The sequence below is a fragment of the Streptomyces sp. NPDC040718 genome, from assembly GCF_055593565.1.
In genome coordinates, this window is the sequence record NZ_JBVIXO010000020.1 from 84,361 (window position 1) to 95,254 (window position 10,894).

Below are 10,894 nucleotides of genomic sequence, written 5' to 3' on the forward strand. Positions count from 1 at the left end.
CTCACCCATCCGTCCTGACGCGAGGTGATGCGGGGGAGATGGTGCGCACAGTGGCTGGAGGCGGGCTCAAGAACGGCTGAATCCGGCCGCCCGACCGCCGGGACGGGTCCCCGGCGGCCCCAAAACCGTTCACCCGAACGGCAAATGAGAGCATGCCGGGAGGGCTGGTAACGCCACGGAAGACGAAAGGTCATCTGCAATGGAGAATTCCGCCGACGGTGTGTACGACGTGGTCATCCTCGGTGGTGGCAGCGGGGGCTACTCCTGCGCCCTGCGCGCGACCCAGCTCGGCCTGGACGTCGTCCTGATCGAGAAGGGCAAGCTGGGCGGCACCTGCCTGCACAACGGCTGCATCCCGACCAAGGCGCTGCTGCACGCGGGCGAGGTCGCCGACGAACTGCGCCGCAGCGAGTCCTACGGAGTGAAGGCCACCTTCGGGGGCGTGGACATAGCCGGGGTGCACGAGTACAAGGACGGCGTGATCGCCGGCCTCTACAAGGGCCTGCAGGGCATGCTGAAGTCGCGCAGGAACCTCACCCTGGTGGAGGGCGAGGGCCGCCTCGTCTCCCCGACCGAGGTCGAGGCCGGCGGCGTCCGCTACAAGGGCCGCCACGTCGTCCTCGCCACCGGCTCCCAGCCGCGTTCGCTGCCCGGCCTGGCCATCGACGGCAACCGGGTCGTCTCCTCCGACCACGCGCTGTTCCTCGACCGGATCCCCGAGTCGGCGGTCGTGCTCGGCGGCGGCGTCATCGGCGTCGAGTTCGCCTCCGCCTGGAAGTCCTTCGGCGTGGACGTCACCGTCGTCGAGGGCCTGCCGCACCTGGTGCCCGCCGAGGACGTGGACGTCTCCAAGTCCCTGGAGCGCGCCTTCCGCAAGCGGAAGATCAAGTTCGAGCTGGGTTCCCGCTTCTCCGGAGTCGAGTACACCGAGAGCGGCGTACGGGTCTCCCTGGAGAACGGCAAGCAGATCGAGGCCGAGCTGCTGCTCGTCGCCGTCGGCCGCGGCCCGGTCTCCGCCGGCCTCGGCTACGAGGAGGCGGGCATCGCCCTGGAGCGCGGCCACGTCGTCGTCGACGAGCTGCTGCGCACCAACCTGCCGACCGTCTCGGCCGTCGGCGACCTGATCCCGACCCTCCAGCTGGCCCACGTCGGCTTCGCCGAGGGCATCCTCGTCGCCGAGCGGATCGCGGGCCTGCCCGTGACCCCGATCGACTACGACGGCGTCGCGCGGGTCACCTACTGCGAGCCCGAGATCGCCTCCGTCGGCCTCAGCGAGGCGAAGGCCAAGGAGGTCTACGGCGAGGACAAGGTCGTCGTCGGCAAGTTCAACGCCGGCAGCACCGGCAAGAGCAAGATCCTGAAGTCCGCGGGCGACGTCAAGCTCGTCCAGGTCGTCGACGGCCCCGTCATCGGCATCCACATGATCGGCGCGCGCGTCAGCGAGCAGATCGGCGAGGCCCAGCTCATCTTCAACTGGCAGGCCCTCCCGTCGGAGGTGGCGAGCCTCATCCACGCCCACCCGACCCAGACCGAGGCCCTGGGCGAGGCCCACCTCGCCCTCGCCGGGAAGCCCCTGCACGTCCACGGCTGACCTCGCGGTCGGTATTCCGCCATTCGGAAGGGCCGGGGCGAACTCCCCGGCCCTTCCCGGGATTTCGGCGAAATCGCTGGTACGGGACCGGGCTCGGATGCCACGATCACTGCGCCGCGGGCGTGGGCCCGCCGGTAACCGGCCATCAGGCGAGGACGTATCCATGAACCCGGAACACGGCACCAACCTGGCACGCGGCACGCACGGCACATCCCGAACGGGCACCGAGAGGGTGGCCGGCCTCCTCCTCGGTCTCTCCACCGTCCTCATCGGTCTGATGGCGGGCCTGTTCTTCGCCTTCGACGTCTCGGTGATGCCCGGCCTGGCCGCCGGTGACCTGCGCACCTACGTCACGGCCATGCAGAACTTCAACGCCGCCATCGACGGCAACGGCCTCTTCGGCAGCGCCTTCGTCCTCGCGCTGCTCGCCACCGCCGCCGCGGCCGTCGTCGAGTACCGCAAGGGCAGGCGCGGTACCGCCGCGTGGGCGGCCGCGGCGGCCGTCGCCTACCTCGTCGTACTGGTGATCACCTTCGCGGTGAACATCCCGCTGAACAACGAGCTCGCGGCCTTGGGAGACGCGGTGAAGCTGACCGACTTCTCGGTGGTGGACCAGTTCAAGGGCACCTGGGTCACCACGAACGTCCTGCGCACCCTGCTCTGCACCGCCGCCCTCACCGCCCTCGCCCGCGCCCTCCTCCTGCACGGCCGCGCGACCGCCCGCTGACCCCTCACGTCCGCCGGGACTGCCGGCCGGCGCCTACGCGTGCCGGCCGTGCAGGACCAGCGCCCAGGCCAGCAGCCCGAAGGCCGCCGTGCACAGGAGGGCGCGCCACACGTTCGCCCGGACCCAGGGCCCCTCGAACGCGCGGCGCACGGCGGCCGGATCGGCGATCCGGTCCACCGGGCCCGCCTTCTCCAGGGCGTTGTTGAGCGGGATGTTCACCCGGGCGGTGACGGCCATCGCCAGGACGTACGCGACGAACGCGCCGGCCAGCGGCACCAGCGCGTGGTGCCCGTCGCCCGGCAGGTGCAGGCCCAGGGCCAGCCCGGTGAACACCAGCGCGCCCATGTAGCCGAGCAGGAACCAGCCGTTGAGGATGGCCACGTTGATCCGCTGCATCGTCTCGATCACCGTCCGGTCGGACGAGGCGCGCAGCCCCGGCATCACCGCCACCGAGAACCCGTAGAAGAGGCCGCTGACCAGGCCCATGGTGATCGTCGCAGCGATCAGTGACGCGAACCGTGCCGTTTCCACGTGGTCCCCCCGCGTATGTGGGTGCCGCATGCGCTGCCGCACCGCGTTGGCCGGATTCTCGCCCATCCCCGGCCGTTCCGCCCCTGATCCGCGCCGTCCCCGGTTGATCCTATGGTCGTACACGCGCCACTTCCCGTGCCATCGCACAGGCCCAACGCCCCCGCGGTGCAGGCCGGATGGCCTATTCCGGGAGCACCCCCGGTGCGCGGTACCCTCCGGCTGGGCCCGCACGCCCGCCAGGACGCCGGAGAGGAATCAGACCGTGACCGACCCGAAGCACAGGCTGGACGCACTGCGGTCCGACATCGAGCGCCGCAACCCCGCCCAGCCCGAGTTCCACCAGGCCGTACGGGAGGTGCTGGACACCCTGGCCCCCGTGTTCGCGGCACGCCCCGAGTACGCCGAGGCCGGGCTCGTGGAGCGGCTCGTGGAACCGGAGCGGCAGATCATCTTCCGGGTGCCGTGGACGGACGACCACGGGCACGTCCACGTCAACCGCGGCTACCGGGTGGAGTTCAACAGCGCGCTCGGCCCGTACAAGGGCGGGCTGCGCTTCCACCCGTCCGTGGACATCGGCGTGGTGAAGTTCCTCGGCTTCGAGCAGATCTTCAAGAACGCGCTGACCGGCCTGGGCATCGGCGGCGGCAAGGGCGGCAGCGACTTCGACCCGCACGGCCGCTCCGACGCCGAGGTCATGCGCTTCTGCCAGTCCTTCATGACCGAGCTCCACCGCCACATCGGCGAGCACACCGACGTCCCCGCCGGGGACATCGGCGTCGGCGGCCGCGAGATCGGCTACCTGTTCGGCCAGTACCGGCGCATCACCAACCGCTGGGAGGCCGGCGTCCTGACCGGCAAGGGGCAGGGCTGGGGCGGCTCCGCGATCCGCCCCGAGGCCACCGGCTACGGCAGCGTCCTGTTCGCAGCCGAGATGCTGAAGGTCCGGGGCGAGTCCCTCGACGGCCTGACGGCCGTGGTCTCCGGCTCCGGGAACGTGGCCCTGTACACGATCGAGAAGCTCCAGCAGCTCGGCGCCAACCCGCTCACCTGCTCCGATTCGCAGGGCTACGTGGTCGACGACAAGGGCATCGACCTCGCCCTCCTGCGCCGGATCAAGGAGGTCGAGCGGGGCCGCGTCAGCGAGTACGCCGCCCGGCGCGGCTCCTCGGCCCGCTTCGTGCCCGGCGGACGCGTCTGGGAGGTCCCGGCCGACGTCGCCTTCCCCTCCGCGACCCAGAACGAACTCGGCGCCGAGGACGCGCGCGCCCTCATCGGGAACGGCGTCAAGGCGGTCTCGGAGGGCGCCAACATGCCCAGCACCCCCGAGGCGGTCCACCTCTTCCAGGCGGCGGGCGTCGCCTTCGGCCCGGGCAAGGCCGCCAACGCGGGCGGCGTCGCGGTCAGCGCCCTGGAGATGGCCCAGAACGCGGGCCGCACGGCCTGGACCCGGGACCGGGTCGAGTCGGAACTGGCCGCCATCATGAGCTCGATCCACGAGGTCGCGTACGAAACGGCCGCCCCCTACGACGCCCCGGGCGACTACGTCACGGGCGCCAACATCGCCGGCTTCGAACGCGTGGCGGACGCGATGCTGGTCCAGGGCGTGATCTGACCCGCCCTTCCAGTTCCGCCCGGCCCCCACCCCTGACCTCGCGTTTTGTGGTGGGGGCCCACTCCTGTTTTAATAAATGCACAGGCATTTATTAACTGGGAGGCACGGTGGTGGGGCGCCCTCGGAGGATCGACGACGCGGTGATCCTGCGCGTGACGGCGGAGGTGATCGGGGAGGTGGGGCCGGCGGGTCTCACGCTCGCGGCGGTGGCCCGGGCCGTCGGAGTCGTTCCCGGCACGCTGGTGCAGCGGTTCGGTTCCAAGCGCGGGCTCCTCCTGGCACTCGCGCAGCAGTCGGCCAAGGACGCGGAGGCCCCGTACGAAGGTTCGGAGGGCGGGCTCGCCGGGGTGGTGGAACTGGCCGTGGGCACGATGGGCCTGATGACCACGCCCGAGGCCTACGCCAACCACCTCGCGTTCCTGTGCCTCGATCTGACGGACCCCCAGCTCCACGAGCACGCCCTCGCCATCCACCGCGCCCAGGGCCGGACGTACGAGGCCCTGCTCGCGGAGGCCGTCTCCGCGGGCGAGCTCCGTGCGGGAACCGACGTCGGCGCCCTGGCCGCCACGGTCCAGACGGTCGTCGCGGGGGCGGGCCTGACCTGGGCCCTCGACCGTCAGGGCACCCTGGCCGACCGGCTCACCCGCCAGATCACCGCCGCCCTCGCCCCGTACACGGAGGAATCATGACCGACAACAGCCGGAAGCTGACCGGCAAGGTGGCCCTGGTCACCGGAGGCACGCGGGGCGGCGGACGCGGCATCGCCGTCGAGCTGGGGGCCGCGGGGGCGACGGTGTACGTGACCGGGCGCAGCAGCTCGGCCGGCCGCTCCGAACTGGGCCGGCCCGAGACGATCGAGGAGACCGCCGAGCGCGTCACGGCGGCGGGCGGCACCGGCATCGCCGTGCGCACCGACCACGGCCGGCCCGAAGAGGTGCGTGCGCTGGTCGACCGGATCGCGGCGGAGCAGGACGGCAGGCTCGACGTCCTGGTCAACTGCGTCTGGGGAGGGGACCCGCTGACCGACTGGAACAGCCCCCTGTGGAAGCAGGACGTCGACACCGGCCTGCGGCTGCTGCGGCAGGCGGTGGACACCCACATCATCACCAGCAGGTTCGCCCTTCCCCTGATGGTCGCGCGCGGGAGCGGGCTCGTGGTGGAGGTCACGGACGGCAACACCGCCCGGTACCGCGGTTCGTTCTTCTACGACCTCGCGAAGTCGACGGTGATCCGGATGGCCTTCGCCCAGGCGGCCGAGCTGAAGGAGCACGGCGTCGCGGCGGTCGCGCTGACACCCGGCTTCCTGCGCTCGGAAGCCCTGCTGGAGCACTTCGGCGTCGCCGAGGCGAACTGGCGCGACGGCGTGGCCAAAGACCCCGACTTCGCCCACTCCGAGACCCCCGCGTACCTGGGCCGGGCGGTGGCCGCGCTGGCGGCCGACCCCGACGTCATGGCGAGGACGGGACGCGCCCTGGCCACCTGGGACCTGTACAAGGACTACGGGTTCACCGATGCGGACGGTACGCAGCCCGACTTCGGCGCCTACTGGGCCGAGGTCCTGGAGCCGCGGCTCGGCCCGCTCGGCGACCCCCTGTAGCGGTGCCTCAGCGGGGGGCCGCGGGGCGGGGCGTCCGCCGCGCGGTGCGGACGTCGTCGACGATCCGGCGGATCAGCGGCAGCGGGTCGGGCTGGAAGTAGAAGTGTCCGCCCTGGAACATGCGCAGGCCCATGAAGTGCTCGGTACGGTCGGCCCAGGCGGCCAGGTGTTCGCGCGGCACGCCCGTGTCCTGCAGTCCGCCGAAGACGGACACGGCCGTCCGGGGCGCCGCGGCGGGATCGGGCCGCCAGCTGTCCACCAGCCGCAGATCGGCACGGATCACGGGCTCGAACATCTGCCACAGCCGGGGATCGTCGAGGACGGCCGCGGGGGTCGCGCCCATGGCGGCGAGCTCTCGGCGCAGATCGGCGTCCGCCATCGAGGGGTGCAGGACGCCCCGGCCACCGGACCGCGGCGCACCGCGGCCGGACATCCCCAGCCATACGGGCGGCGCGTACTCCGCCGCGCTCATCCGCGAGGCCAGCTCGTACGCGATCAGGCCGCCCATGCTGTGCCCGAACAAGGCGTACGGAACGTCGAGTTCGGGGCGGAGCAGGTCCAGGAAGTGGTCCGCCAGGGCCGCGGCGTCGACATGCGCGGGCTCGGCCATCAGCCGCCCGTGGCCGGGCGCGTCCAGCAGCCGTACGTCCCAGTCGGCCGGGAAGAGGGCGGGCCATTCCCGGTAGAGGAGGTGGGAACCGCCCGCGTGGTGGAAAACGAACAACCGCAAACGGTCAGCGGCGGCAGACGGTTTTCCGACAGGAGGGCGAGTTGTGGCGACGGTCATGGCACTCCCTGACACGGCGGGGCCGAAACCCGGCGAAAAAGTCACGCTAACGCGCGCTCCCGGTCCGATCCGGAGGCTCCCCAGCAAGCCTCTAGTTTCTGGCGGAAGGGCGCTTGAGGGGCGTTGGACCGTCCGTTCGCACCCGACTCTTCCCTGGTTACTGTCCCGAAGGAAGGCCGTTCGGGATGACATCTCACGACCGCAGAGGGAGGACTTGCAGCTGTGCTGGACACGCTGGAGACCAAAGTGGAGCTGATCCGGTGGCCCGTTGAGTCGGCGCGCCGGGAGACCTGTCGGGACCAGGGAGTCATGCGGCTGCTGGTCCTGGAGGCGGGGGCGGAGGCGCCCGTGTGCACGGACATCCGTGAGGACTGGGTGCGCACTCCCATTAGCAAGAGCGATCTTCGTGCCCGGATCGACTCCCTCCGCGTCAAGGGAAGCTCCGACCACCTGCCGGTGGTGGACCCCAACGGGGTCCTCCGGTTCCGGAGGATGTCCGCCGTGCTCTCGCCCACCGAGACGGACCTGGTGAGCCGGCTTGCAGATTCGTTTTCTCAGGTCGTGTCCCGGGAGACGCTCCTACAGGTACTGTCACGCACCTCCCCTCCGAGCCGGAACGCCCTGGACCTCCACGTCATGCGCATCCGCCGCCGGGTCAAGCCGCTCGGGCTCGGACTGCGCACCGTCTGGGGCCGCGGATACGTCCTGGAGTCGGCCGACGCGAGCTCATAACCGCCGCGGGCGGGAAACGATCGCTGAGCTGTCAGCATTCCGACAGGTTCCCTGGCGGAAGATCATCCCGCCCCCACAATCGCTGCCGATGCGCGTGCGGAAAGCACCGCTCCGCGCCCGTTCACGCGATGAATCCACCAGGGGGAGAACCATGTTCAATCGTCGTACGGCCATACGGATCGGAGCCGGTGCCGCTGCCGGTGCGATCGGCGGCACGATGGTCGCCGGCGCGGCGTCGGCCGCGGTGTCGAGCGGCTCCGCCGCCCGCGGCAGCACGGGTGTCGACTGGACGAAGCTGAGCGGCCGCCTCTCCGGCACCCTCGTCCTTCCCACCGACGCCCGCTACGAGCAGGCCAGCAAGCTGGCCATCGGCCAGTTCGACACGATCCGCCCCCAGGCCGTCGCGTACTGCCAGAGCGAGCAGGACGTACAGACGACGCTCGCCTTCGCCCAGAACAACGGCCTGCGCCTGGTGCCGCGCAGCGGCGGCCACAGCTTCGGCGGCTACTCCACGACGGAGGGCCTGGTGCTCGACGTCTCCCGGCTCAACTCGGTCCGTCTGACGTCGAACACGGTCGTGATGGGCCCCGGCATCCAGCAGGTCGACGCGCTCACCCAGCTGGCGCCGCGCGGCGTCTCGGTCGCGAGCGGGCTGTGCCCGGGGGTCTGCCCCGGCGGCTTCGTCCAGGGCGGCGGCATGGGCTGGCAGACCCGCAAGTTCGGCATGGCGGCCGACCGGCTCGTATCGGCCAGGGTCGTGCTCGCCGACGGCCGCCGCGTCACCGCCTCCGCCACCGAGAACTGCGACCTGTTCTGGGCGCTGCGCGGTGGCGGCGGCGGCAACTTCGGCGTCGTCACCAGCTTCGAGGTCCGGCCCACCCACGTTCCCTCGATCGTCAACTTCAACCTCACCTGGCCCTGGGAGACCGCCCAGAAGCTCATCGCCGCGTGGCAGCGCTGGGTCATCGGCGGCTCGCGCGACCTCGGCACCGGGCTCGGCGTGCAGTGGCTGGACGCCGGCACCGGCCGCCCCGACCTGCTCGTCTACGGCGGCTGGCTCGGCCCCGCCGACAAGTTCACCGCCGTGCTCGACGCCCTCGTGGCCGACGTCGGCAGTGCTCCCACCACGCGCACGGTCGAGGAGCAGCCGTACCAGAAGGCGATGATGTCCTACTACGGGTGCGCGGACCTGACGCCGGAGCAGTGCCACACCGTCGGCTACTCGCCGGAGGCGGCGGTCCCGCGTACGAACTACGCGATCGACCGCAGCAGGCTGTTCTCCGCGGCCATCCCGGACGCCGGGATCGAGAAGGCGCTGGAGGCGTTCGTCGCCAACCCGCTCGCGGGCCAGTTCCGCTTCCTCAGCTTCTTCGCGCTGGGCGGCGCGGCCAAGGAGCCGCGCCGGACCGACACGGCCTTCGTGCACCGCGACACGGAGTTCTACGCCGGGTACTCGCTGGGCCTCAACGACCCGAAGTACACGGCACAGGACCAGGCGGCGGGGGAGGCCTGGGCCGAGGGCGGGTTCCGGGCCATCGACCCGTACTCCAACCACGAGAGCTACCAGAACTTCATCGACCCCTCCCTGACCGACTGGAAGTCGGCCTACTACGGCGAGAACTACGGGCGGCTGGTCGAGGTCAAGCGCAAGTACGACCGGCACCAGTTCTTCTCGTTCGCCCAGGGCATCGCCTGATCCCTGAGCAATCCCCCAACTGAGAGGTAATGCACATGGTCACCGAGCAGGGCGCCGTAGGCGCCAAGGCGGGGAAGACACTTCTCACGCTGCTGTGTCTGGCCCAGTTCATGCTGATCCTGGACGTCGCCGTGGTCGCGGTCGCCGTCCCGTCCATGCAGTCGCAGCTGGACATCTCAGCGGCCAACATCCAGTGGGTCAGCACCGCGTACGGCCTCGCCTTCGGTGGTTTCCTCGTGGCGTCCGGCCGTGCGGCGGACCTGTTCGGACCCAAGCGGATCCTCCTCGGCGGCCTCGCGCTCTTCACGGTCGCCTCGCTGCTGTGCGGGATCGCCCCCGACGAGCTGACGCTGTTCATCGCCCGCGCGGTGCAGGGGTTCGGCGCCGCGCTGGTCTCGCCGGCGGCCCTGTCGCTGGTGACCACGAGCTTCGGCGAGGGCGAGCAGCGCAACAAGGCGCTCGGCCTGTGGGGAGCGGTCTCCTCCGGCGGCGCCATCGCCGGCCAGCTGCTGGGCGGCGTGCTCGCGGACCTCGCGGGCTGGCGGTCGCTGTTCCTCATCAACGTCCCGCTCGGCCTGATCGTGATCGTGGCCGTGGCACGACTGGTCCGCAAGGACGAGTCGCGCAACACGGGCCGCATCGACATGGCGGGCGCCGGTCTGCTCACCGCCGGCGTCGTGCTGCTCGTGACGGCCGTGTCGCAGGCCGCGGAGCGCGGCGTCGGCCTCCCCGTGCTGATCAGCGGTGTGCTCGGCGTCGTCCTGCTGGCGGTCTTCGTGGTCCACGAGGGGCGGGTCGACAACCCCGTCCTGCGCCTGTCGCTCTTCCGCAACCCCAACGTCCGCTACGGCAACATGATCTGCATGCTGACCGCGGGCGGCGCGACGGTCTCGGTGTTCCTCGGCACGCTCTACATGCAGCAGGTCGTCGGCCTCAGCCCGATGATGGCGGGCCTCGGCTTCGCCCCCGTCACCCTGCTGATCCTGGGCGTCTCGATGCGCATGGGCCCGCTCGTGGAGAAGTTCGGAGTCCGCACCCTGCTGCTGGCCTCGGCCGCCCTGTTCGCGGTCGGCTCGCTGCTGCTCAGCTTCGTGACGGTCGACGGCTCGTACTGGGTACAGGTCTTCCCCGGTCTGGCCATCGGCGGCGTCGGCGCGGCGCTGAGCTTCGCCCCGTCGATGATCCTCTGCACCACCGGCGTACCGGACGAGGAGCAGGGGCTGGCCTCGGGCCTGCTCGGCACCTCGCAGCAGATCGGTGCGGCGATCTTCCTCGCCATCCTGAGCGGCGTGACGGCCTCGGTCGCCGCGTCCTCCGGAGGCGCCACCCCCGAGGCCCTGACCGAGGGGTTCCGGGCCGGGTTCCTGTGGTCGCTGGCCATCCCGGCCCTGATGGTCGTGTGCCTGCTGGCCCTGCCGAAGAAGAAGGACGAGCCCCAGCCGGAGCCGACGGCCGAGCAGGGCCAGGCGGTCTGAGCCCCCGGGCACTCCGAGGGGAGCGCGTGCGCGGGAGCGGCCGGGCGGGGAACCCCCGGCCGGGGGGCCCGCGGCCGTGTCCCGTCGGCCGCATCTGTCTCCCCCAAACCGGGGCAGGTGGTTCCTCCTTTCCTTCCCTGAGGCCC

General features: G+C 71.3%; 10 protein-coding genes. 8 read left to right on the forward strand and 2 right to left on the reverse strand.

Annotation, left to right across the window (positions count from 1 at the left end; all coding sequences use genetic code 11):
• The first annotated feature begins 199 nt into the window (after nt 1-199).
• Together lpdA and ACZ597_RS32785 are read left to right on the forward strand one after the other, a co-directional pair.
• A complete protein-coding gene (gene lpdA / locus ACZ597_RS32780; protein ID WP_471338481.1) occupies nt 200-1,591 on the forward strand; it encodes a dihydrolipoyl dehydrogenase in 1,392 nt (463 codons plus the stop codon).
• 163 nt (nt 1,592-1,754) lie between these two features.
• Nucleotides 1,755-2,318 (forward strand): anthrone oxygenase family protein, encoded by a 564-nt coding sequence (locus ACZ597_RS32785; protein WP_471338484.1) that lies wholly within the window; start codon nt 1,755-1,757, stop codon nt 2,316-2,318.
• A gap of 33 nt (nt 2,319-2,351) precedes the next feature.
• On the opposite strand, the gene ACZ597_RS32790 is transcribed toward ACZ597_RS32785, so the two are convergent.
• On the reverse strand, nt 2,352-2,849 hold the full coding sequence (locus ACZ597_RS32790; protein ID WP_471338486.1) for an anthrone oxygenase family protein: 498 nt from the start codon (nt 2,847-2,849) through the stop codon (nt 2,352-2,354).
• 262 nt (nt 2,850-3,111) lie between these two features.
• Here ACZ597_RS32790 and gdhA point away from each other — a divergent pair, with 262 nt between their 5' ends.
• The 3 genes from gdhA to ACZ597_RS32805 all read left to right on the forward strand — a co-directional run bounded on the left by gdhA (nt 3,112) and on the right by ACZ597_RS32805 (nt 6,058).
• On the forward strand, nt 3,112-4,461 hold the full coding sequence (gdhA, locus tag ACZ597_RS32795) for an NADP-specific glutamate dehydrogenase (protein WP_471338488.1): 1,350 nt from the start codon (nt 3,112-3,114) through the stop codon (nt 4,459-4,461).
• Between the two features lie 110 nt (nt 4,462-4,571).
• Nucleotides 4,572-5,150 (forward strand): TetR/AcrR family transcriptional regulator, encoded by a 579-nt coding sequence (locus tag ACZ597_RS32800; RefSeq protein WP_471338490.1) that lies wholly within the window; start codon nt 4,572-4,574, stop codon nt 5,148-5,150.
• A complete protein-coding gene (locus tag ACZ597_RS32805; RefSeq protein ID WP_471338492.1) occupies nt 5,147-6,058 on the forward strand; it encodes an SDR family oxidoreductase in 912 nt (303 codons plus the stop codon). Before ACZ597_RS32800 ends, ACZ597_RS32805 begins: the two co-directional genes overlap by 4 nt.
• 7 nt (nt 6,059-6,065) lie before the next feature.
• Here the strand turns inward: ACZ597_RS32805 and ACZ597_RS32810 are convergent, their stop codons facing one another.
• Nucleotides 6,066-6,782, reverse strand: a complete 717-nt coding sequence (locus ACZ597_RS32810; RefSeq protein WP_471338494.1) for a thioesterase II family protein — start codon at nt 6,780-6,782, stop codon at nt 6,066-6,068.
• A 285-nt stretch (nt 6,783-7,067) separates the two neighbouring features.
• On the opposite strand from ACZ597_RS32810, the gene ACZ597_RS32815 reads away from it, so the two are divergent.
• The 3 genes from ACZ597_RS32815 (at nt 7,068) to ACZ597_RS32825 (ending at nt 10,748) form a co-directional block, all read left to right on the forward strand.
• A complete protein-coding gene (locus tag ACZ597_RS32815; RefSeq protein WP_471338496.1) occupies nt 7,068-7,577 on the forward strand; it encodes a winged helix-turn-helix domain-containing protein in 510 nt (169 codons plus the stop codon).
• Nucleotides 7,578-7,728: 151 nt separating this feature from the next.
• Nucleotides 7,729-9,273, forward strand: a complete 1,545-nt coding sequence (locus tag ACZ597_RS32820) for an FAD-binding oxidoreductase (protein ID WP_471338498.1) — start codon at nt 7,729-7,731, stop codon at nt 9,271-9,273.
• 35 nt (nt 9,274-9,308) lie between these two features.
• Nucleotides 9,309-10,748, forward strand: coding sequence for an MFS transporter (locus tag ACZ597_RS32825; protein ID WP_471338500.1), 1,440 nt, complete (start codon nt 9,309-9,311; stop codon nt 10,746-10,748).
• Nucleotides 10,749-10,894 lie beyond the last annotated feature (146 nt).